The organism is Granulicella sp. WH15 (assembly GCF_009914315.1).
Taxonomy (GTDB): Bacteria; Acidobacteriota; Terriglobia; order Terriglobales; family Acidobacteriaceae; genus Edaphobacter.
The window spans coordinates 2,402,728-2,426,737 of record NZ_CP042596.1 but is presented as its reverse complement, the minus strand read 5'-3'; the positions used below and the strand labels follow the sequence as shown (position 1 = coordinate 2,426,737).

Below are 24,010 nucleotides of genomic sequence, written 5' to 3'. Positions count from 1 at the left end.
CAATACGCTCGCGAACCGGATTCATACCGATAAATGGGATGAGCAGGTCCTCCGAAGGAGGAGCAGACTGTTCCCATGAAGAAGCCAGCGCAACACCTCATCGCTGAAGTTCCACGCAGGCAAGCCAAGGTCGAGATGACGATCGGCATCGACCTTGGCGATGTCTGGAGCCATTACTGCACTCTCAACCAGGACGGAGAAGTGGTCGACCGTGGCCGCTTCAGAACTACCCCGAAGGCGATTGAGAAGTGGTTCACCGACGTGCCATCAGCGCGGGTCGCGATGGAGGCCGGAACACACTCGATCTGGATCAGCGCACAGTTGCAGGAACTAGGCCACGAAGTGATCGTGGCGAACGTTCGCGAGTTACGTGCGATCTCGCACAGTGATCGGAAGAGCGATCAGGTGGATGCTGAGAAGCTGGCAAGATATGCGCGGCTTGATCCGAATATCTTGAGGCCGATCGCCCATCGTACGGTCGAGCAACAGCAGGCTCTGACTCTGATTCGTGCGCGAGCGCTGCTGGTGCGACTGCGTACCGCTGCGGTGAACGCCGTTCGTGGTCTGACGAAGTCGTGCGGCTACCGTATGCCTGCCTCTGCCACAACGTGCTTCGCCCAGCGCAGCGTTGCTGTTATGCCACCTGGACTGGCACACGCGCTCGGTCCGGTGCTTCAGCAGATCGCGGAGATGACAGTAAAGATCAAGCTGTACGACCGACAGATCCAACAGCTCGGCCAGACCGAGTATCCAGAGACGCAGGCGCTGCTGAAGGTTCACGGCGTCGGCCACCTCACCGCCTTGACCTTCGTGCTGACGCTCGGCAGCAAGGAACGGTTCGGACGAAGTCGTGATGTCGGTTGCTATCTTGGCCTACGGCCTCGTCGAAGTCAGTCCGGAGACCATGATCCTCAGCTTGGCATCACCCATGCCGGCAATGCATACCTCCGAAGTCTGCTGATCGAGTGCTCCAACCATATCCTCCGACCGCACGGACGAGACTCGGCGCTGCGCCAGTGGGGTCTGCACTTGGCCGCACGAGGTGGTAAGCAGGCCAAGAGTAAGGCCGTCGTCGCAGTAGCACGCAAGCTTGCGGTGTTGCTCCATCATCTCTGGAGCACCCAAGCTACATATATGCCGTTCTACGAACAAGCTGCTTGAGAGATCAACATGTTCACCCGTTGCGACGACACCGTGTTCCGATGACTGCGAGCCGACTTCGGCCTTCGAGGCCGACCGATAAATGGCAGCATCGACTCTCCTCTCGAACCCCAACCGGCACCGAGCTTGCATGAAGACAGCTCATCCAGAGTGCGAATAGAAACACGGTGGAGAGCAACGAAGCCAAGAGCAACAACAAAAGCAAAAGCCCTATGAAGGAAAAAACAAAGAACAATCACTTGACACTAGTGACCTGCTCATAGAAAGTCGGCTTCTCGTCACGTACAAGTTGATAATGAGAAGGGCGTCTGTCGGTACTAATGTCGTCGGACGACAGGTTGTTTGAATAGCGTTCCGTTATCTCCGCAAACGGATGGTAGCATCTCGACAGACCAATTACGTATGCCGGAATGGAACAGCATGCCTACTTCGACCGGCGATGCGGTGAGCTTATCGTCCATTCTTAAAGCTGGTGTATACCTACGGTTCCAGAGGACAACATGAGAACCCCCAAACTCTCCAGCGGTGCCGCAAAAACAGCCGTGCTCACCTTTTTTGTCTACTCTCTGTCGATGTCCGCGCAGACCCCGCGCCCGCAATCCGGCACCAGTTCCGATTTCAACGTTACCGCCCCCAAAGACGACATCCTTGATAAAACCAGGGGCGGCGGCGCCACATCCGGCATTCAGTCGCAGGTCGATAGCCCCAATCGCACTGTGGGCCCGCAGCGGGACGGATCCATCGTTGTCTCCGACAATCAAGTGCTGACGCCTGCCGGTCGCCTCATTGAACTCGGTGCTCCGGTCCGTGCCAAAGCCATTGCGCTCAATCCTGGCAAGACTGCGCACACCGCCGCGGTCCTTCTGATGGGATCTCCGCAACCCATCGTTGTCTTCGACACGCAGAGCGGTCAGGTCTTGCAGCGCTACCTTCCTGAGGGGGGAGCAAATGCTTCCGCGAAGGAACGCAGCACCGGCTCCTTCGCTGGTATCACTTACTCGCCTGACGGCTCCAGACTGCTCTTCAGCCAGGACAATAACTACGTCTCCGTCGCCAACGTCGACCGGAACACTGGCCTCCTCAGCCACGAACAGCGAGTCGCCCTGCCACCGCCTCCCGCAGATGGACGCGCGTACCACAACGCAAAATCGATCAACCCCGGCGGCATCGCTTTCTCAACTGACGGCAAGCAAGCCTACGTCGCACTCAACGCAGCCAACACACTCGGAGTCATCGATCTCACAGCCTCACCCGCAAAACTCGTCACACAAATCTCCGTAGGCAACGCGCCGAACAGCGTTGTTATCCATGGCAACTTCGCTTACATCAGCAACGAGGGCGGCCGCCCCGCCACTTCAGACGATTTCACAAATGACTCCGACGGCACGCCCATCGTGGTCGATCGTACCGACGCCTATACCATCACCGGCACCGTATCTGTCGTCAATCTCGACACGGGCAAACTCGCAACCACAATCGATGTCGGCCTTCATCCCGCTGGCATGACCGTAGTCGGTTCGCGCCTCTTCGTTGCCAACGCCTACAGCGATAGCCTCTCCATCATCGATCTCGACACCAAGAGGGTCACCCGGACCATCAACCTCAGCGTCCCCATCGCGGGAGGAACCTTCGGCTCCGGGCCCAACGGTGTCGCTGTTACAGAGACTGGCACAGCCTACGTCACACTCGGTCAGGCAAACGCCATTGCCGTCATAGACCTCCAAGGCCGTGATGCGCATCCCGTTATTGGCTATATTCCTACGGCCTACTTTCCAACCTCTATCGCCTACGACAAGGAACGCAAACAGCTCGTCATCGCCGATGACAAAGGCCTCGGCTCGCGCGGCACCACCACAACAACCAAGAGTGGCGTTATCGCTTACAACACCCACGCCGACATGGGAGTGGTCAATCTCATCGCCGAACCCAACGCATCCAGCCTCGCCGCCCTTAGCAAGCAGGTGTTCGAAAACAACCACTGGAATCTGACAACTAACATCGAAGTCGGCAAACGGTTCGTTGATCCTCACGCGAAGCCCAGCGCCGTACCGAAACACATCGGCGAGCCATCGCTCATCAAGCACGTCTTTCTCATCATCAAAGAGAACCGTACCTACGACCAGATGCTCGGGGACGTAGCCTGGGGCAATGGTGCTAAGGAGCTAGCAGTCTTCGCCTCCGCCGTACCCAACCAACACTCCTTCGTCAAGCGATTTCCGCTGCTCGACAATGTCTACGCGCCAAGCCGACAATCTGCCGACGGCCATCCATGGATCGGCATGTCTGGCTCCTTTTATTCGAACGACATCCTCTCGCCCGACTGGATCCGCTCGTACCCCGGCGGTCAGGCAGAAGATGCGCTCACGAACACTCCCAAAGGCTTTCTCTGGACCGAAGTTGCGGCGATGGGCATGACCGCACGCCTCTATGGCGAATGGAGCAGCGGCACTACCATCGCGCGCAAACCGGACGGCTCCGCTTACAGATGGGCCGACTTCTACAAGACCTCGCTATGCGAAGAGGGTAAGGCTCCTACTGCCGACTGCGTCGTCCCCGGCGACGCTATCCATGTGACATCCGCTATCCCATCCGCGGCAAAGATCATGGACCCGCACTTTCCGCCGTTCAATTTCGACATTCCTGACCAATATCGCGCCGACTACTGGATCAAGGAATTCAAGCGTATGGACGCTGCGAACCAGGTTCCCAACCTCACCATCCTCTGGCTGCCTGACGACCACACTGCAGGCACATCCAAGGGGCATCCCTATCCCATCAACTATCAGGCTGACAACGATCTCGCACTCGGCCGCATGGTCGAAGCGATCAGCCACAGCAAGATCTGGGACAAGTCTGCCATCTTCGTCGAAGAGGATGATTCACAGGCAGGCACCGACCACGTAGACGGTCATCGCCAGCCCGTCTACATCATTAGTCCCTATACCGTCGCACCGCAGTCGCCCGGCCAGGGCAAGGCCATCCACACCACCTACACTGCCGAGAACATCAACCGCACCATTGAAAACATCCTTGGCGTTCTGCCCCTCACGCAGTTCGACCTCGTCGCTTCGCCCATGTTCGACGCCTTTCAAGACAATGCCGACCTCACGCCCTACGACGTCATACCGGCTACGGTCGCGCTCGATCAGGGACCGGATCTACCACTAGGCAAGTCCCTCGCCTATACGCCCGTCGAACAGCAGTGGCTGAAAGCAACTGCCAAGGTCATGAAGGGCAAGTACGATAAGGCCGACGCAGTAGATCCCAACTTCCTGAACCACGTCACCTGGTATGTCACCACCGGCTGGAATCGTCCTTATCCCGGCGAAGACAAAGTCCTGGCACCCGGTCCACTGGTCAAAGCAGCAATGAAGTATGGCGGAGATGATGACGACGACCGATGACTCGCCGAAGTGCTTCGATTGCTCCTAAATCAGCACCCACAATTCAGACTACGGGAAGTGGTCTTTAACGTACGGAAGGAGCGCTTTTCAATACTAATCCGCTCGGCTCTTCGTTACTCTGTGAACATCCGGGGAGAACAGGAAGCCATGAGGATCGAGGTGATCTCTCGGTGAAAGTACAGGAAATCAGCCGCGACCTATCGCGTTGGCGATGCACGTAGTTTTCCTCTTGAATACGGTTGCAGAAGCTTCGAACTTTTCAATTGGTATTGGTGCGCTTCCATCCAAACTCAAGTGAAAATTCCTTCAGATCGGTTATAGTTTTTCTTCACGACGCATTGAAGCAGAGAGCAGACGGAAGTTTGAGTTCCTTCACCATATAAGTGCAGGTTAAGTCCCCAATGACGTAATCGTTGTAGCAAAACAGAATCGATTGAAGAGAGGTATCAATGCCCCAGCCACCTTCATCACCAAGGAATTTGTCTCTTGCGCGGTTGGCGATCATTGCAGTAGTTGTCGGCGTGGTCGCCGTCGCTTTTGCATATACGGCAGGATGGCTCTCGCCAGATCGGCTGACGCCAAAGAAGCTGGTAGCCTCTCTGGCGCCTCCGGGAGGCCCGGCGTTGGGCCACCGTCGCAACCATGCCAAAGGCATTTGCTTCACCGGAACTTTTGAAGCCAACGGTAACGGCTCGGAACTCTCCAAAGCTCAGGTCTTCGTCCCCGGTCAGTACCCCGTGGTGGGACGTTTCAACCTCGCCACCACAAACCCGAATGCCGCCGATGCCATGGTACGTGTGCGTGGCCTCGGCATTCGTATCACCCCTCCGAATGGGCAGGAGTGGCGCAGCGCCATGATCGATGCGCCGATCTTTCCTGTTTCCACAGTGCAGGGTTTCTACGACCTGCAAATGGCATCGGGCAGCAAGGAGCCCGATGCCATGAAGAATTTCATCGCTTCACATCCTGAATTCACCACCTTCCTGGGCTGGGCCAAGAGTGCGCCCTGGACAGGGAGCTACGCTGAGGAACGTTACAACAGCCTGAACTCCTTCGTGTTCATTGATAATTCTGGGGCCAGGCGCACCGTACGCTGGTCACTGGTACCGGCAGCGCAGCCCGTCTCTATCTCGCCGGATGAGTTGGCCAAGCGCGGTCCCGATTTCCTGGATCAGGAGATCACCCAGCGCGTTGCTTCCAGCCCGCAGCGATGGAACGTGCTAGTAACGGTGTCCGCCCCGGGCGACCCTACCGCAGACCCCAACAAAGCGTGGCCTGCCGACCGTCGCACAGTGGACGTCGGCACGCTTACGGTGCAGCAGATCGAGCAGGAGGCTGACGGCCCTTGCCGCGACATCAATTACGATCCCACAGTCCTTCCTGCTGGCATCACAACCTCGGATGACCCGTTCCCCTCCGCCCGCTCAGCGGCTTATTCCCGGTCATATAACAGCCGCACAGCCGAAGAGAAGTACTATCCGCGCAACGCGACAGGAGGCAAGCAATGACAGCCGATCGTAAACGCTTCACCGCACCACAGCGCCTGCTTCACTGGCTCATGGCGATCTGCATCCTGTCCATGCTGTTTATCGGGGTAGGCATGGTCTCCACCGTCACCAGCAGGTACCTGACCCTGGTGCAGATTCATAAGCCGCTCGGCATTGCCATTCTGGTGCTGGCGCTTATCCGTCTATCGCTCCGATTTGTTTTTCATGCGCCAGCGTTGCCAGCCGACCTGCCTGCGCCGATGAGGCTTGCCGCAGAGCTATCGCAATACGTTCTCTACGCTCTCATGATCGGCATGCCACTGATCGGCTGGGGGATGTTGTCCGCAGCCTCTTACCCCGTCGTGCTATTCGGCAGCGTGCATCTGCCTTCCATCCTGCCGGTAAGCCCGAGCCTGCATACGCTGCTGTGGCGTGCGCATTATTATCTGGCCTTTGCCTTCTTTGTGACCATCCTGATGCATGTCGCCGCGATTCTCTTCCATAAGCTGATCAGAGACGATGGGGTATTCGAGACGATGGCCCCTGTGCCGACGCGCCACGAGTCAGAGTGACCGAGCCCTATAAAGCCGATCATTCCTCCACAACCTAAGGAGGAATGATCGGGATATCAACTCGTGCCGAGATAAATCATGAGAGAAACCCAATTTGCTTCATGCAGGATTAGTCTACTGATCTGCTCCAACCCGTACCTCATTTCTCTGTAAACCGAGTGTCCGGGGGAAGATTGACCAAGGCATCCGTCTGGAGCCTTCCCTCGTAACGTCCTCCCCGGAAGACGTGGCCTTCTTCACCGTTCTACGGACAGGAATTCTCGTGGATCAGGTCAAGATCTCCTGCCGATACCGGGCGAGCAAGCTTGAACGAACTCAAGGCTATGGATTCAAACCGTGAGCGCGGACGGATTATCCACTCTCCATACGCGGCGTTATAGGCGGCGATTGCTGCCTGGACGATGACGTGGATGAGCAGGTTCTGCTTGTTCGGTGCGCGCACTCTTGTCTTCACCGCCGGTACCAGCATCTCTGCCGCACTGAGGTAAAAATCGTATTTTTTGGCCAGCAGAGCCGGTTCAAGGTGAATGAGTTGGCGAAGTCTTCGCGTGCGCTCCTCGTTGCCACCGTAATGTTTGTGCATTTCGAGGAAGGCTGCGGTCAGCGATTCCCATGGAGTCTCACCGTGTGGTCGCCGATTGAAAGCTGCCGCAAGATATTCTCCCTGTTGCGCATACCACGCGGTCACGACATCCTGCTTCGCCGGGAAGTAGTAAAAGAAGGTGCGGCGCGAAACTCCGGCCACCTCCGAGATTCGGTCGACACTTGTTCCCTGGAATCCATGTTCCAGAAAGAGATCGATCGTCGTGTTGGTGAGGAGGTGCCGCAGAGCGAGCTTCTTTCGCTCTCGTAGTCCATCTTTCTTGGTTGCCATAGTGCAATTTTGCACTATTTGACGTAGTTCTTCAATGGGATCACCCTTGAGAATGGAAGAGGGGGATCCATATGACGGAACGACTCGTTTGGCTTGTCACAGGAAGTTCGCGCGGACTTGGAAGAGCTATTGTGGAAGGCATCCTTGAACGGGGCGATGTTGTTGTTGCCACCGCACGTAAAGTCGCCGAATTGCAAAGTCTCACTGAAAAATATGCTGATAGATTGCTCCTGGTTGCGCTTGACGTGACGAATCCCGAGCAGGCGCAAGCCGCTGTCGGGCAAGCGATCAAGCGCTATGGAAGGCTGGATGTGCTGGTCAACAATGCCGGTTATGGTCTGATTGGCGCCTTCGAGGAGATGTCCCCAGACGAATTCGGCGGCCAAATGACGACAAACTTTGGCGGAGTGGTCAATATGTGCCGGGCCGTTCTTCCAACGTTCCGCAGTCAACGCTCGGGACATATCATTCAGATCTCCTCTATCGGAGGACGACGCGGTTCCGCGGGCCTTTCAGGCTATGCAGCCTCCAAGTTTGCCGTAGAGGGTCTCAGCGAAGTGCTGGCACAGGAGATCGCACCGCTAGGGATCAAGATGACAATAGTGGAACCGGGCGGGTTTCGCACGGACTGGGCAGGCGCATCGATGAGTTTCGCCACCCCGATGGAAAGCTATGAGCCGGTGGTCGGAGCCTTCAAGGAGTGGATCAAGACGTACACCGGGACCGAACCCGGCGATCCGGCGAAAGCCGCGAAGGTACTCTTCGAGATCTCTCGCATGGAAGAGCCGCCTTTACGCCTTCCTCTTGGAGTCTTTGCCAAGCAGTTCGTGAAAGAAGGCTACATGACGAGCCTTACAGAGCTCGACCAATGGTCGAGCCTCATCGAAGCTACCGAGATAGATGGAAGCTCGGATGAGTCTCACACATTCTTAGCCCTTGGAGACAAAACAAAATGAAGTTGATAACAAACCACTACATCAATGGCAAGTTCGTACCGTCACACGGAACGGCTCAATACGATCTGATCAACCCATCCACCAATGCCGTAATCGGTCGCTTGACTCTCGCCGACGAGAAGGACACACAAGACGCGATTGCAGCTGCGAAGGCTGCTTTGAAGTCGTTTTCGAAGACTACCAAGCAGCAGCGCAGTGACTACCTCCAAAAGTTACATGATGCCGTGATGGAGCGCGCGGATGAGCTGATCGACGCTGTCATGGAAGAGTACGGTGCCCCGAGAGCTCGCGCCAAAGGATCAACTCTCGATGCCGCCAATAACTTTCTCGCGGCGAAGGAGGCTCTGCAGGGGTTCGAGTTTGTTCGCAGCGTCGGCAAGTCTCGTGTTCTGCTGGAGCCTGTAGGAGTTGTTGGCATCATCACGCCCTGGAACTCTACCTACGGTTTCGTGTGCAACAAGCTTGCCATGGCGATCGCTACAGGCTGCACATCTGTCATCAAGCCTAGCGAAATGAGCGGTATCCAAGTGCAGCTATTGACCGAATGCCTGGACAAGGCTGGATTGCCGCCTGGTGTCTTCAACATTGTCACGGGTTTAGGCGACGTGGTCGGCGCAGAGATTACTCGCAATCCTCACATCTCCAAGATTTCCTTTACGGGCTCGACGGTTGTCGGCAAGATCATCGCGCGCGGGGCTGTAGACACCATGAAGCGAGTCACTCTTGAGCTTGGTGGAAAGTCGCCCAACATCATTTTGGACGATGCCGATTTGAGCAGAGCCGTTCCTTTGGCGGTCGCTGCCGGCTTCGCAAACAGCGGGCAGGCTTGTATCGCCGGAACGCGACTGCTGGTGCCGGAGAGCCGTGCGGAGGAGATCAAGGCTCTGGTCAAGGAAACGGTCGCGCAGGTGAAGGTCGGGCCTCCCCACATGGAAGGCACGAGCGTCGGGCCGATGGTGAGCAAAAAACAATATGAGAGGGTCCAGCACTACATCCAACTCGGCATAGATGGCGGAGCAGAGGTGTTGATCGGGGGACCTGGCCATCCGGAAGGTTTGGAGGGCGGCAATTTTGTGAAGCCCACCGTCTTCGTCAACGTGACCAACGATATGACGATCGCGCAGGAAGAGATCTTTGGGCCGGTTATCTCCATGATCACCTACAAGACCGACGAAGAGGCGATTTCCATTGCGAATGACACGATCTACGGCCTTCATGCCTTTGTCAGCGGAACAGACCTCGTACGGGCAAATCGGGTTGCATCACAAATCGAAGCTGGACGAGTGCTCATCAATTTTCTTGGGCACGATGCTTTAGCGCCTTTTGGCGGCTTCAAGCAGTCGGGGATTGGACGGGAGTATGGAGTGTTTGGCTTCGAGGCATATGTCGAGCCAAAGGCGCTGCTTGGTGATGTCTTGGGATAGGTAGACTTCTATAAGAGCGGAGCGTAGTACGGCACGTAACCGTCGCCGTACTATGCTCCGCTCGATAGGCCATCCATGAAAGGCACACCATGACGGAAAAACAGCAAGATGGATTGCGGATATTCTCGGAGCTTCGTGGAGCCGAGCGGGCGGCTGAGATGGAAGCACGCATGGAGAGCGATAGCTTTGGCGCTGCCTTGATCCAACATGCCACGGATTACGTATTTAGCAGCGTATGGGGCCGCGAAGGGCTTGACCGGAAGCAGCGCAGCCTCGTAACCATCGGTATCCTCATCGGCCTCCGTCAAACCGACGAGCTAAGGAACCATGTCGAAATTGGTGTCACCAATGGCCTGAGCGCTCGTGAGATTGAAGAAGCAATTCTCCAGTCCGCAGCCTATGCCGGCTTTCCGGCGGCCTGGAGCGCTCTACGTGCAGCAACGGAAGTGTTGCAGAGGCTTGGGCTTGTCGTTGTCAGCGAAGCCGCCTCAACCAAAGGCGAGAAAGAAACGAATGTCTAGCTTAAGGCTTCTCATCGATGGGCGACTGGTCGATGAAGATCAGTCAATGGATGTCGTCAACCCTGCTACTGGGCTAGTGTTTGCATCTTGCCCGCGCACGTCTGTGAAACAACTCCACGATGCTGTCGCCGCGCCGAATCCGCCTTTCCCGTCTGGAGTCGCAGGCCGCTGAGCGAACGGTAACAGGCATTGAACAGAATAGCGGAGATTATTGAATCCCAGGTCTTTCAGCTTTCACAGCTTCTGACGCAGGAGTAGGGAAAGCCTTTGAGTGAATCGACGATTGAGATAGCTGGCACGGCGATGTTCTTCCGATATTTTGCGTCACAGGATCGACAGCGCCCCTGAACAGCCAAAGGCTTCGTTTTTATGATGCTCGAAGACAAAAGCGGGACCGCGAACGCGATTTTCACTCCGGACTTCTATGAGCCACCATTGTGCTGTGATTACTTATGGAACGCTTCTGTTTATCGAGGGCGAGTTACAGAATCTGGACCGTACGATCTCGGTCAAAGTGAAGCAAGTTGAGGGATTGGGCCTTTCACAGTTGAAACTGCGTCGCATGACTTTTACTGAGCCAGGTAGACGCCTCGATCTCAGCTCTAGCCACCATCTTGGCTAGTCTCTTCCAATCCCTACCTATACAAAGTGATAATTGCGCCCACTTTACGCCGTAGTTATTTTGAAAGCATCAAGAGCGATGCCCATGCGGAATGGCTCTCTCCGTAGATGCCAGCGCAAAGCCGCAAGGGCTAATTGCAAGGATATTCTCAGATGTTTAGGGGGAGCATGTGGAAGTTACCGTCAGCGAGCCCAATATCGACTGCAGCAACTCGATCCCGGACACGGGATACGAAATCCTCATGGCTGCGGCGAAGGCGGGAGATAAGCGCGCGTTCGTTGAACTCTGTGATCGCTGTTCTCCTATGATTTACCGTGCAATTTATCGCATAGTGAAAAGCCCGCCAGACGCAGAGGATGCACTCCAGGATTGCTTTTTCCGGGCATACAGGGCACTGAACAGCTTCGATGAGCGAGCCACTTTCTCGAGCTGGATCACCCGTATCGGGATCAACTCCGCACTTACAGTACTCAGACGGCGCCGTAGAAATCCCGAAGTGTCGATCTACATAGGAGGAGGCGACACGGATACGTGGATCATGTTCGATCCTGCCGACAAGACGATGGGACCATATGAGTTCTATATTCATAACGAACGGGCCACCAGCTTGCACAAGGCGATCAGCCGCCTACCCGCGCATCTCCGCTCCGTCATTGAACTTCAACAGACGGGCGGATCAGCCCGTGACGTTTCTCTAGCCCTCAACATCTCGGTGGCAGCTGTGAAATCCCGGTTGGTGCGAGCTCGTGCAGAGCTTCGAAGACTGCTGAAAACACAATTTGCCGAGCGGTGAGCGGTTCTGAAAGGTTGAAACATGCAGAAACAAGAATAATCAGCGTCATGACTCGATATATCCAAGCTTCCAGTTAAACGATACCGATTATTTGAATTTTGTGGGTTCACCATCGGACATAGTCGAGATTTCGACATGGGCTGAACTCGCACCGGATAGGTGACATTGCTAATTCTTGGAACTGACGTTCGAGGCAGTCCTCTCTGGCGCATATTCCAAGAGGAAGAGGTGAAATCAGCTTATTCAGATCGATTCCCAATTCGGGCCGGAGGCTATCGATAGGCCAATAGATTGGACCTGGCTCGCATGTCTACCTTTCGTTGGGGTACTGCAGGAAGCGGGAGGTAGAGATTGCCTGCCTCTGTAAGCACAAGACCTGCGCCAATTCTGATTAGCCGAAAGGCTGATCAATGGCGGGGTGCAACTTTAGGCTCCTCTCCTCAGGGATGAAAGGAGCCTAAGGTTGTGTTTGCGGAATCGAAGAGGCTAATTCTGAACGCAAACCATTGGGTCTGGAGACGCTGAAAGCCGGAGCACGAGCACAAATCCATCTAAATCGGGCTGTTCTGTTGAGTGTCCCAATCTCTCTCTTGACTTACCGATGAGCGACACTCGTTAGCACTCCAATCAAGAGATGCTGGAGACCATTCCAGGCGATTTGTACACCAATGCAAAGCAGAATAAAGGCGATGATCCTTAGAATTCCACGCACGGTAGACGGTGAGATTCTTTTGGCGATCTTGGGGGCATATGCATAGCAGACATAGACAAGTATGCCAAGGATAACTACCGCAAGCATCAATCCTGCATATGCAAGAAGCCTGTCGCTGATCGAACCGCCTCTTGCTTGTGCGCTTAATGTCAACATGACAGCCAGCCCCCCAGGGCCCGCCGTCACGGGGAAGGTTAGCGGATAGAAGACCCCAGACTCCCACGAGATATTTTTCTTTTGAGATGAGGTTATTTTTAAGTCGTCGCTCTGTTCTACCTTTGTGCTTCCTTGCTGGTTGAGCAGCGACCATCCCATGGCCGCGACGACAATCCCTCCGCCGACCTGAAGAATCTCAAGAGAGATGCCAAAGAATTCCAAAATATAGGAGCCCAGAAGCCCACCCACAACGAAGAAGCAGACCGTGCTGATCGCGATCTTTCGCGCCAGGCTTTTGTACGATTCGTCGGACTGATAACCGACAATACCCAAAAACTCAAGAGCTGACCCCGGCGGATTGACTAGAGGCATTAAGGCGCTGAAGCCTATAAAAAAGTGCTTAAAAAGGTCGTTCAATTTTCACCTCGGTCGACAATCGCGCAAGTCTCCGATCTTTTTCATGGGCGCCCGTGGGTCGCTTCAAATGGTGACAGATCGGATCGAAACTCGCATCCGGAGCTTATTCTAGCCTCGGCTTAAACTCCAGGAGATGACAGATACATACTGCGGGCATATCCCAAGACCTCGTCTGGCCTCAGTTTGTACACGGTGGCTATTTGAAGTTCTCACTTGCTTGGGAAGCAGATCGACCAACCTTCTGGCGAGACCGGACCGCTACGCAGATGCTAAAGACCTGGAGTGAGAGGGGCAAGTATACTTTTGTATAGTCGAGGCCAGCCGAGCGGTGGTTACAGAACCATTCCGCTGCATCAAGTACCAGATCGGGCGGTACACTTTCACAACGACGAAGGATCATGCGTTGACTCGGACCTAATCTGGAGTCCTGCAGGTTTAGCTCACTCGGATGGAGACGAAGCAAACCAGCCCCAGTCAGCGGATCGCCAAACGCACAGTCAGCACGTAGCTCCATCGAGAGGATTCGCAAACGTGTCGGTGTTGTCGGCCTCGCTGCGATCCAGACACGCGAAGTCCTTCTCGACAACCACCTCAAGTGTTCCGGCGGAGCCGATGTCAAGCGTCGTATAGACTCCGACCTCGTTCTCCGAGGACCAGTCGAGAGCCTGCTGTCGTGAGAGGATGACAGCAATCGTCCGAGTCGTGTACTGGACCTGCACAGCAGGACCTTGCTCAACAGAGGACAACTGGTAAGTTAGTGTCGCTTCTGGTTCAGGTGCAAATCGGGAGGTCTCCCGGATCACCTCACCCGCGAGGAACCGACCTAGCTCTGAACGAGAAACTCGGAAGCGCAAAGAATTACCCTTGATTCTTAGTTTCATAAAACTCACCCATTCCCCGTACTGCGTCCTAAGACGCGTGCTGCTCCGTTATAGATATTGAAGTGATCCTGACGCAAAAATCCGATAAGAGTGATGTCGAACTCCCTGGCCACCTGCACTGCTAAGTTTGAAGGCGCACCGACAGCCGCCACGATGGATACCCCGCTCATCAGCGCTTTCTGCAATAACTCGAAACTGGCGCGACCTGAGAGCAGGAGAACCCTATGCCGAAGAGGAGTGCGATCCGCCAAAAACTCTGATCCAAGCAGCTTGTCTACGGCGTTGTGCCTTCCCACGTCCTCGCGCAGCCCAAGAAGTTTCCCTTCAGGGCTGAAGAGTCCGGCGCCGTGTAGACCTCCAGTTCGATCAAAGACACGTTGGGCATTCCGCAGGGAACTGGGCAGCGTATAAACCGTCTCTACCTGAATTGTGGTCGTGTTTTCCCTGCGCGGCGGACATACCGTCTGCAAGGCCAATAGGGACGCTTTGCCGCAAATGCCGCAACTAGAGGTCGTGTAGAAATTGCGTTCAAGCGTTGCAAGAGGTACTGTCACATCGGTTTCCAATTCAATCAAGACAACATTGTTCCTGGAACGATAGGGAAGGGCGGTTTTCCTGTCAGCGCTCTCAACAGAATCGGAAACATCTCCCCTGTGCGGATAGGAGATGCGTCGGATGTCGTTCACGTCTTGAACGACTCCTTCGGTCATCAGGAAACCAACAGCAAGTTCAAAATCATTTCCGGGAGTCCGCATTGTCACGGATATTGATTTCAAAGCTCTCGCGCCGGAAGGGCCGTAGTCAAGCTGAATCTCGAGCGGCTCTTCTGCTGCCAAGCAGTCTTCGGCCTGCTGAGAGGAGATCCCAGCCACTCGATCAATCACTACTCTTTCTAGTGAATGATCGCCATCGGATATATCACGGTCCTGATTCGTTTCTGCCCCAAAGGTATCCATTTGGCCCGCTCTTATTGCAACCGATGAAAAGCTTGGTCGCATGACGCTATGCTAACTTTTCTTCTTGCCTTCGTTGGCGGTTCGCAGGGCAGCCCCGAATACATTGAGCAGTCCGACAGCCGCAGCCATCCCCCGCCTGGCATCTTTCGAGGTCGCTTGCTTCCCGATCGACAGCAGGGAGGGTGTTTCGTTCTCAGCGTCCGCGATGACTGCGTGCAACTTATCGGCGTCGATGGAACTGAGCAGGTTTGTGAAGATAAGTCCAATTCGCAGTGCGGTGACGGCCTCCTTCGAGGAGACGACATCGACAACGTGGTCGACCACGGTATCGCCCGCGCTGAGAAGACCATTCAGAAGGTCGATGATCCCCTTCTCATGCAAACGCTGCAGTAAGTCGTAGGCGGCAAGGACTGCCTCTGCATGCTCTACGGGGGCGTGCTCCACCTTGCGGATAAGATCCTCCCTTGAATTGCGGGGAGTGAACTCGCGGAAATCGACAGCTACTGCCATATCGTCCTTGCCTTTCTCCCCTTATTTCTGGGGTTGAATCTGAACAAGAGTTTCGGAGCCGGGCATCCGATAGTCCTTGCGCTTCCATTTGCGCTCCACCTCTACTCCTGGTTGGGGTGTGGGCTTGCCTGAGTATCGGAAGTTGTGCCGTTGAAGAGGATTTGATCCCTGTTCCGGAAGGACCCTTATGTTGACTGCCGTCTCCTTGTACGCGGGTGTGTTCGTTGCCGCATCCGCCTGAGATCCGGTGAGAATGTTGATGGGACCTTCACGTGACAATAGAGGAAGATAGACCTGTTTTCCGTAGACGCGAGAAGTGACCAGAACCTTGATCTTCAGGGACCCATGCCGGCTTGTCACCCGTACCCAGCGCCCTGATTCCAATCCGCGTTCCTTTGCCAACTCCTCTGAGATTTCGAGATAACGTTCGGGTGTTTCCTCTCGAATACCAGAAACCCGGTAGGTCATGTTGCCCTCGTGAAAATGCTCAAGAAGCCTTCCGTTATTCAGGAAAAGATCGAACTCATCATTCAACGCTTCGGTAGGCTCGTGAAACCCTACTGGATACAGTCTTGCTTTCTTATCCGGAAAGGCGAAGCCGTCCAGGTAGAGAATTGGCTGATCAGTTCCGTCCTCTGCAACTGGCCATTGGAGGGTGTTGTAACCCTCGAGCCTTTCATAGTTCACGCCTCGGTAGAGAGGGGACAACGAGGCAAGTTCGTCCATAATTTCAGACGGATGTTTGTAGTTCCAGTTTGCTCCGAGACGATTGGCAATATCCTGTGTGATCTTCCAGTCAGCCTTGCTGTCGCCCATCTCCGGCAGAGCCTGATAAAGACGTTGAATTCGTCGCTCGGTGTTCGTAAATGTCCCGTCTTTCTCGAGCGCTGGGGCGCCAGGGAGCACGACATCAGCGTATCGGCAGGTCTCGCTGAAGAAAATATCCTGAACGACGAAGAGATCAAGCTTCTCGAACGCCCCGGCGACCACATTGGCGTTGGAATCGGCAGAAATCATGTCCTCGCCAGCCAGATAAATAGCCTTGAGCTTTCCTTCGTAGATTGCCTCGACCATTTGATGGTTGTCGAGGCCACGGTTGGGCGAAAGCTTGACGTTCCAACTCTTCTCATATTCTTCTCGGATGGTTGGATCAGTGACGTCCTGATATCCGGGATAGCTATTGGGCATGGCACCGATATCGCTTGCGCCCTGGACGTTGTTGTGGCCGCGGAGTGGGTATGCGCCGCAGCCTGGCCGCATATAGTTTCCAGTGACGAGAAGGAGATTCGAGATCGCCGTCGAACCGTCAGACGCTGCAATGTGCTGGGTGATGCCCATCGCCCACAAAATGCACATCGTCTCGGCAGCTACTATCTCTTGTGCAATCCGTTCCAGTGTTTCAAGGGGAATCTCGCAAATTCTCGATGCGTACTCCATCGTGAAGGGTTCGAGGCTCTTACGATACTCGTCCACGCCGTTCACCCATTTGTCGAGGAACTCCAATTTCGCATGTCCGTTATCGAACATGTAACGGCTCATCGCACAGAGCCACACCAGATCCGTACCGGGGCGAGGACGGAAGTAAATGTCCGCGCGTTCGGCCATCTCATTGGCTCGAGGATCGGCGACGATCAACCGCTGTCCGTGAAGCTTGTGGGCGCGCTTGACCCGAGTCGCGAGCACTGGGTGACTCTCCGCGCTGTTCGCGCCAACGATCATCACCAAAGCGGAACGACCGATGTCTTCAATGGAGCCGGAGTCTCCACCATAACCGACCGTTCGAAACAGTCCCATCGTAGCGGGAGACTGGCAGTAGCGAGAGCAGTTGTCGACGTTGTTCGTTCCGATCACGGCTCTCGCCAGCTTCTGCATGAGGAAGCCATCTTCATTGGTCGTCTTCGACGACACGATGACGCCGATTGAATCGGCTCCGTGCTTTTCTTTGATGCCGGTCAACTTTGTCGAGATGAAGCTCAGGGCCTCGTCCCACGTTGCTTCTCGGAACCCACTGCCTTCCCGGATCAGAGGTGCCTGAAGGCGATCTTCATGGTTAACAAAATCCCATCCAAACTTGCCTTTGACACAGGTCGAGATCTGGTTTGCATCACCGTGTAGAGGAACGATCTTGAGAATCTTTCGATCCTTTGTCCAGACGTCATAGCTGCATCCGACGCCGCAATAAGTGCAGACCGTCTTAGTGCGCTTGGTGCGCTCTTCGCGCATCTTTGACTCGGTCTGTGAGACTTGCATAATTGCGCCGTAACCCATCTCCGGTTCGACAGCCTTTACCACGTCGATCAACTTGTCGAGCGCAGCCTTCGGCATACCACTCAAAAATCCGGCCTCACCGAGCATCGACTTCTCCATCAATGCATTGCAAGGGCAGACCGTCACGCAATGACCGCAAGAGACGCAACTGGACCCAGCTATCTGCATTCCACCATCCCAGAGAACTCGTGGATGATCCAGTTCCCAGCCGATGGATAGGGTCTCGTTCACCTCAACCGTTTGACATGCCTGCACACATTGCCCGCAGAGAATGCATTGGCTCGGATCGTACCGATAGAAGGGGTTCGACATATCTACTTCATATGGCTTGGGCGTAAATGGGTGCTCCTGGTGCTGAACATTCAGCTCCAAGGCGGTGTTGTGGACCCTGCAGTTCTCGTTGTTGTTGTCGCAGACGGTGCAGTAGAGCATGTGGTTACCGAGAATCACATCGAAAGCTTCAGCCCGAGCGTCTTTGGCACGGGCCGACTCTGCCAGGACCTTCATGCCTGCCGTGACCTTCGTCCCGCACGATCTTACGAGCTTCCCATCTACTTCGACCATGCAAGTGTCGCAAGTCTGGATCGGTCCCATGAGGGGAGAGTGATAACAGATGTGCGGAATTTCTTTGTGTCGGAGGACAGCTTCCACCAGCAGCTCGCCCTCGCTAGCGGAGACTGTCTCACCGTCGACAGATATCTCCACTTGAGAGCGGCCAATCTGCGGATCTATTTTGCGGGTAGTGACAGTCTCTACTTGGCTCATGGATGCTCCTCGTTCAGATCATTCTTCTGATACATCATTCAAATGCAATACGGTTAGACGCTACCGCAAAAGTATTGCTGGCGCTGCTATAGGAGGCTTCGCGAAGCGATGCTCCATTCCACTGCACTGCAATGCGACCTGCTTCAAGTAATCATTTTGGTAGGGAAGTACCCGATCCAATGATACAACCGTGTTTCCTTGCGATGCTGACGTTGTGAGGAACGCAGGACCGGCGTTCCTCGGATTTTCCATATAACGATAGTGGTTCGACAGAAGATTCCTCTCGGCGCTGGCCGCACCGTCAGTTGTTTACGCTGTGCTGAGCAGCAACGGGAACGTAATTCAAGAGCGTGCAGAAGATAACTCCCGTTTCTCGCGTCTACACCTTTTTCATGTGGACCATGTGGCGGCGTGCCGAGGATGCGCACTATATGTTTCTGTAGTGTCAAGGGCCGCAACGAAGCGGTAAATTCGATAGAGCAACAGTGGCACAGAGAAACAATCGAGAGTTCTCGAAGATTGGAAACCGATATGTCCGAGGAATAAATTGCCGACAGCAAACGGTTTGCAGAAGACGAACGGGAGCTCGAACAACTCGAAGAGTTAGCTCGGGGAATTGAATTGGGTAACCACCAGGGATTTGGAGACGCTATCCGTCGCACGCGGCTCGAAAGTGAAATTGAGGCGCTCGATGTTCGTGCGGTCTGCGACCGTGAACGGCTTGCGAACGATAAGAGCTGAGCCAAATAGATGCTCCAACTCCGAGCGTAGGCTCCCGTAGGGGGTGACCTGCGGGGTCGATTCTGAGCGTGCGTCGTGTCGAGGTGCCGTTGGGTGTAGCTCATAGTTTCGACCGGCCTAAGACGTAGTTAGGAAAACGCAAGTTTCGATGTCTTGTTCTGTTGTAGAAGCCTGATCGTGACGAATACCGCCGGGACCAGAAACGCAAGCGAACCAACGACCCACATGACCACTGCACCAGCCATCTGATCGCCCAAAGGTGATAGATGGAATGGATTCGGTTGTTCCAGATAGTAGGAGTAGACCGGCCGATCACAGAATGCGAGAAACGCGGAGAGCGCGGTATTGACGATGTCCGCCCCCACCAAATACGGCAGCATGTGCCATCCCGGGTAATGAGCGTCTGTGGGCCATGGACGAATAAGCGGCCACCAAAACAGGATCGATGTGGCAAGGAAACAGACGTGTTCAAAGATGTGCCACCCCTCATGCTCTAATGCGAAGTCGTAAGCAGTAGGGATATGCCATATCAGGAACATTAAATTCATCCCTAACCAGGCAACAATAGGTTTGGTTAGAAAGTGGCCGAGATGGCGCAGGAAGCGCGATCTCAACACTGGTGCCAATACCCACCGTGTAACTTTTCCATGCATGCCGCGCAGCATCGGAACTTGTGGGTTTCCCAGCAGGAGTAGTGGCGGCACGAACGACATCAGCAAGAGGTGTTCCACCATGTGGGCACTAAGCATCGCATCGGCGAACCCATCCAGCGGGGAACCAACGGCAAACCAGATAATATCTAGACCGAGCAGAAAGGAACCAAGTCTCCATGCAGGAAACAGAGTGAGTCTCGTCTTCCGGATCAGGGCCCACCCGCGAATGTAGACGGCTGCGCAAAGCAGCAATGTCGACGAGAGAAAGATTGGAGGCGACCACTCCTGGAGGATGTTTTGGACCTCAGAAGACATAGTCCCGCGCTACTCCTTAATGAGTCGACTGCGAATTGGGATGTGCAGTGCCCGACGAAGCTAGGCGGCGAGAAGCGTCGATCGCAGGAGGAACATTGTCGTCGCGGAGTGTCATTAGAAAACGAACCAGAGCCGTTGTCTCAGATGGATTCAGCGCATTGCCATAGGCTGGCATGTTTCCGTCGCCTTGCAACACCTGCCGAATGATCTGGTCCTCTGTCATCCGGGATGCAATTGTGTCGAGAGCGGGACCACGAAGGCCACCCTCTCCTCCGATTGAATGGCAATTTCGGCACTGCTTGTTCTGGAGAACCACCGCACCCTCACGTTCGAGTGGGGTGCGGTGCGTGAGGTAGGCCGCCGGGGTAGAGAGGCTGCTCCAGGCATTCATCACAGGACTCCACGGAGTGTATGTGCCGAGACGCGTGAAGGCTCCCAGAGTGACAGCGATTACCGCAACCATAAGTACTGCTACAGGCCTTCGGGACCAATGCTTCTCTCCTTCACCCGAGACTAGCGGTAGCAGAAGCATGGCTCCGATACCGAGAACAGGTGCGATGAAGAGTACCGGTGTTTCAAGACTGGGCGGAAGATACGCCAACACGGCGTAGATCCAAAGAAACGCGAAATCAGGTTTCGGAGCAGTCTCGATGATCGTGGGGTCCGGCTGTCCGGTTGGCCCAAAGGGCCCAAACCACAACGCGCACGCGATGACCGACAACATAATGGCCGCAGCAAAGATCGCGTCTTTCCACGCCGCATCGGGGACAAACGGAATGCCTGTTTTCTCGGTGAGCTCGTGATACTCGCGCTCATAGGTGGATTTCTTGACCAGACGTCCTGGCATCGGCCAGTCATTGATTCCTAACCGCAACACCATCCAGACATGAAGACCGACGCATGCGAGCAGGATGCCCGGAATCACGAACACGTGGAGTGCGAAGAACCGCGAGAGCGTGGGCCCCGCGATGATCGGTCCGCCGAGCATGAGGTCTACCAGCCATCCTCCAACGAACGGCACCCGGCTGGCGATCGATGCGCCGATACCTAGTCCCCAATAGGCATCTTGATCGAAGCGCAGTACCTGCCCTGTAAAGGCCATCCCCAATGTCAAAAGAAGAAGGAACACTCCAATGATCCAGGTGAGTTCTCGGGGAAACTTATAAGCCCCGAATAGAAACACCTGCGCCATATGGATCAGGACGATAGCGATCATGAAATCCGATCCCCAGCCGTGCATAGCGCGCAGGAACCATCCGAGCCGGACATTGTGATCGAGAAACTGAAGGCTACTCCATGCGTGCCCAGCGGTCGGAGCATATACGAGCGCCAGCATAATGCCGGTCATGACCTGAAGAACGAGCACGACGGTCGCCGCGCTGCCAAAGACGTACCACCAGCTCGAGGTATTTGCTGGAACCTCATGCTCGGCGGCTTCGATGATCGGGCCGCCTAATCCGAGCCTTCGTTCGAACCAGTTGTAGATATTGATAGAACTCTGCTTTAGGTCTGGCATGATCCGCACCTCGGCTCTGGCTTATCCATGGTCGCGAGCTTAGATCCGACGCAAACCCCTTCGATCTGCGTTAGAGGCGTTTCCATTCTCGACTGAGTCGCTAGTGTGGGCATCTTGCCAGCACTGATGAGCAGCTGACCACCCTTGAGCCGATGGTCATACTCGAAGAGACCTCGTTCGGGAGGGCCTGAGGCTCGCGACCCGTCCTCGTAGTAGGCTCCGCCGTGGCAGGGGCACATAAAGAGCTTGGACTGAGCAAACCAGCGAACGGGGCACCCGAGATGGGCGCAGTTGATCGCGAAGACCTGAAACTTGTCAGCAGATACCCTGCGAACCCAGCACGGAATATCTCCGGTTTGGCCGTCCCACTCCGTGGTCACCGGATTACGAAAGTTCACAAGCCGGGTCTCCCCTTCGGGGAAGTTGGTGATAGGACCAAGATCGATCCAGGAGTTGCTACTGCCGGCCTTCTTCAGGGCAGGCCCGAGAAGATAGCCAACGAGCGGAATTGCCAACACCGCTCCGACAGCACCGTTTACAACGAGAGCGAGCTTGAACAGGAAGACGCGCCGTGAATGTCCAGCAGCCTTCGCGGGGTCTGGACCCGCCACGATGGCGGTTGGGTGAAGTGGATCGTTCTCGGTCATCTGGATGCAACTCCTCTGCGAAATATCATGTCTTTCTGGTTTACGGGTGCGAACGGTACGGTTGACCTGGATCTGCGACACGTTGCGACGCGAGCCAACTCAGGATGTCGGTGATCTGCTGATCCGTCATGGCCTGAGCTCCATCCGAACGCCAATCAGGCATGCCTTCATCCGATCGCCCGGCAATCACGATGCTCCTTAGTCCTTGATCGCTCATCAGAGCCAAATACGCAGGATCGACGATCGACCCGACCTTGCCCGCAGCGGGCATCTCTGGAATGGACCCGCCTTCTCCGGATGCTCCATGGCATCGGGAACAAAAGGAGGCAAACGCCTGATGTCCTCTTTGAGCATCGCCTTGTAGCTCACTTCTATAGGGCGGGGGAGTCTGCAGGGAAATCGCCGGAGTGCTCCATCGCTCAACCATTCCCCGCGTAAGGATGCCGACCTGCTGATCCGTCAACGTTCCTCCGGAGCCGATAGCAAAGGGAGGCATCAAGGTCGAGGGGGCTCCCTTCGCGATCACATTGCGAAGATTTTCCTCCCTTGCGACTGCGAGGTAGACGGGGTTATTGAGGGCAAGGGAGGCTCCATGCTGACCGTTCTCTCCGTGACAAGCCGCGCAGTTCTGTTTATAGAGGACGTCAAAGGAGAGTACCTGCTCGGGTCGCGGAACCTCCGGGTCAGGGCCGGGCCGTCCATGGATACGCTTACATCCATTCAGGCCAGCGACGCTACAGACCAGAAAGACCATCGCGGCACGAAAAACGAGATTTTGCTTCGAGTTCATTGGGCATCGTCTTTCGTCGTGGAGCTATCACTCTGAATGCCTGCGCGGACTGAGAACGGCAGAGCCTGAAATTGTGGAGTTCTCACTTTGACCTGCAGGTTCACAATGTACCCGCAGACCAGCCCGAAGGCGACTTGGGACGCGATGAACCACACCCAATCGATTCGTTGATTGAGAATAGGACTGATGATGTCGAGTGCCTCGTAGAGAATGCTCGTCCAGAGAAGAGGAGCGAAGAAGCCGGCAGTCAGGATCGGCTTTCTGGGGAACATTGGCAACATAGCCCCATAGAGAAGGCCGACAAGTACCGAGACAAAACTATGGATACCAGCCGCGGCAAGTAAACCGCGCAAATGGAACTCACCCAGAAACGCGTTCGTTTCTCCAGCCCAGCTGACAAAGCCTCCAGCTGCAAGAAGGTTAGCCGCGTACCAAATGCTGTGATAGCGGAGAACTCCGTAGAGGGTAGCGGGCACAATCATCGCAATTCCTCCTACGATGCCTCCCTTGATGCCCGCCGTGATGCTGAATGTCTCAATCGGAAGAAGCTTCCGGTGGTTCGTTCCAATCGGAAGTTGAATGCGCGTGGAGCGGGAACTGGTGATCTCGACCACCGTATAGTCGACTGGTTCCAAGACATGCTTCTCATGGGGGAAATCGCTTTGGAACCATCCGACGATTGCGCGTCCGGCCAGAATCAAGCCAAGGAGGCTGACAAGCCAATGCGTCACCATTCCGGCAACGATCAATGAAAGCCCGAGCGCCAGTACCATCGGCCACGCCGAGGGCGCAGGCATCGCAATCGTCCCAGAGACTTCCTCGGGAGACTTCGGGATACTCTCTTCCAGCATCGTTCTCCTCCTTTCTAT

At 55.2% G+C, this 24,010-nt stretch carries 19 protein-coding genes; 8 read left to right on the top strand and 11 right to left on the bottom strand.

Annotation, left to right across the window (positions count from 1 at the left end; translation table 11 throughout):
- Positions 1-75 precede the first annotated feature (75 nt).
- From FTO74_RS10060 to FTO74_RS10045, 4 genes are all read left to right on the top strand, one after another.
- Complete coding sequence (locus FTO74_RS10060; protein WP_162537048.1) at positions 76-1,161, top strand: IS110 family transposase; 1,086 nt, start codon at positions 76-78, stop codon at positions 1,159-1,161.
- Between the two features lie 500 nt (positions 1,162-1,661).
- Positions 1,662-4,565, top strand: a complete 2,904-nt coding sequence (locus FTO74_RS10055) for a bifunctional YncE family protein/alkaline phosphatase family protein (protein ID WP_162538029.1) — start codon at positions 1,662-1,664, stop codon at positions 4,563-4,565.
- Between the two features lie 494 nt (positions 4,566-5,059).
- Entirely contained in the window at positions 5,060-6,073 is a 1,014-nt protein-coding gene (locus FTO74_RS10050; protein WP_255462171.1) for a catalase family peroxidase, read from the top strand.
- On the top strand, positions 6,070-6,624 hold the full coding sequence (locus FTO74_RS10045; protein ID WP_162538027.1) for a cytochrome b: 555 nt from the start codon (positions 6,070-6,072) through the stop codon (positions 6,622-6,624). The genes FTO74_RS10050 and FTO74_RS10045 overlap by 4 nt, the downstream gene beginning before the upstream one ends.
- Positions 6,625-6,868: 244 nt before the next feature.
- Here the strand turns inward: FTO74_RS10045 and FTO74_RS10040 are convergent, their stop codons facing one another.
- Complete coding sequence (locus FTO74_RS10040) at positions 6,869-7,498, bottom strand: TetR family transcriptional regulator (protein ID WP_162538026.1); 630 nt, start codon at positions 7,496-7,498, stop codon at positions 6,869-6,871.
- Between the two features lie 71 nt (positions 7,499-7,569).
- Here FTO74_RS10040 and FTO74_RS10035 point away from each other — a divergent pair, with 71 nt between their 5' ends.
- From FTO74_RS10035 to FTO74_RS10020, 4 genes are all read left to right on the top strand, one after another.
- Positions 7,570-8,454, top strand: coding sequence for an SDR family NAD(P)-dependent oxidoreductase (locus tag FTO74_RS10035; protein WP_162538025.1), 885 nt, complete (start codon positions 7,570-7,572; stop codon positions 8,452-8,454).
- Positions 8,451-9,878, top strand: coding sequence for an aldehyde dehydrogenase family protein (locus tag FTO74_RS10030; RefSeq protein WP_162538024.1), 1,428 nt, complete (start codon positions 8,451-8,453; stop codon positions 9,876-9,878). Before FTO74_RS10035 ends, FTO74_RS10030 begins: the two co-directional genes overlap by 4 nt.
- 89 nt (positions 9,879-9,967) lie before the next feature.
- Entirely contained in the window at positions 9,968-10,399 is a 432-nt protein-coding gene (locus tag FTO74_RS10025) for a carboxymuconolactone decarboxylase family protein (protein ID WP_162538023.1), read from the top strand.
- A gap of 791 nt (positions 10,400-11,190) precedes the next feature.
- A complete protein-coding gene (locus tag FTO74_RS10020) occupies positions 11,191-11,814 on the top strand; it encodes a sigma-70 family RNA polymerase sigma factor (RefSeq protein ID WP_162538022.1) in 624 nt (207 codons plus the stop codon).
- A 595-nt stretch (positions 11,815-12,409) separates the two neighbouring features.
- On the opposite strand, the gene FTO74_RS10015 is transcribed toward FTO74_RS10020, so the two are convergent.
- The 10 genes from FTO74_RS10015 to FTO74_RS09970 form a co-directional block, all read right to left on the bottom strand.
- Positions 12,410-13,099, bottom strand: a complete 690-nt coding sequence (locus FTO74_RS10015; RefSeq protein ID WP_162538021.1) for a MarC family protein — start codon at positions 13,097-13,099, stop codon at positions 12,410-12,412.
- Positions 13,100-13,596: 497 nt separating this feature from the next.
- A complete protein-coding gene (locus tag FTO74_RS19740; RefSeq protein ID WP_255462169.1) occupies positions 13,597-13,845 on the bottom strand; it encodes a hypothetical protein in 249 nt (82 codons plus the stop codon).
- A 140-nt stretch (positions 13,846-13,985) separates the two neighbouring features.
- Positions 13,986-14,936, bottom strand: coding sequence for a formate dehydrogenase accessory sulfurtransferase FdhD (fdhD, locus tag FTO74_RS10005; protein WP_162538019.1), 951 nt, complete (start codon positions 14,934-14,936; stop codon positions 13,986-13,988).
- A 51-nt stretch (positions 14,937-14,987) separates the two neighbouring features.
- Positions 14,988-15,446: a hypothetical protein gene (locus tag FTO74_RS10000; RefSeq protein WP_162538018.1), complete on the bottom strand. Its 459-nt coding sequence runs from the start codon at positions 15,444-15,446 to the stop codon at positions 14,988-14,990.
- A 21-nt stretch (positions 15,447-15,467) separates the two neighbouring features.
- Positions 15,468-18,479: a formate dehydrogenase subunit alpha gene (gene fdhF, locus FTO74_RS09995; protein WP_162538017.1), complete on the bottom strand. Its 3,012-nt coding sequence runs from the start codon at positions 18,477-18,479 to the stop codon at positions 15,468-15,470.
- Positions 18,480-19,348: 869 nt separating this feature from the next.
- The gene (locus FTO74_RS09990; protein ID WP_162538016.1) at positions 19,349-20,188 is read right to left on the bottom strand and encodes a cytochrome c oxidase assembly protein; all 840 of its coding nucleotides are present in this window, start codon (positions 20,186-20,188) and stop codon (positions 19,349-19,351) included.
- Positions 20,189-20,204: 16 nt separating this feature from the next.
- Entirely contained in the window at positions 20,205-21,704 is a 1,500-nt protein-coding gene (locus FTO74_RS09985) for a cytochrome b N-terminal domain-containing protein (RefSeq protein WP_162538015.1), read from the bottom strand.
- Complete coding sequence (locus FTO74_RS09980; protein WP_162538014.1) at positions 21,692-22,351, bottom strand: Rieske 2Fe-2S domain-containing protein; 660 nt, start codon at positions 22,349-22,351, stop codon at positions 21,692-21,694. The genes FTO74_RS09985 and FTO74_RS09980 overlap by 13 nt, the downstream gene beginning before the upstream one ends.
- A gap of 40 nt (positions 22,352-22,391) precedes the next feature.
- The gene (locus FTO74_RS09975; RefSeq protein ID WP_162538013.1) at positions 22,392-23,141 is read right to left on the bottom strand and encodes a c-type cytochrome; all 750 of its coding nucleotides are present in this window, start codon (positions 23,139-23,141) and stop codon (positions 22,392-22,394) included.
- Positions 23,138-23,992, bottom strand: a complete 855-nt coding sequence (locus FTO74_RS09970; protein WP_162538012.1) for a hypothetical protein — start codon at positions 23,990-23,992, stop codon at positions 23,138-23,140. Before FTO74_RS09970 ends, FTO74_RS09975 begins: the two co-directional genes overlap by 4 nt.
- Between the last annotated feature and the right edge of the window lie 18 nt (positions 23,993-24,010).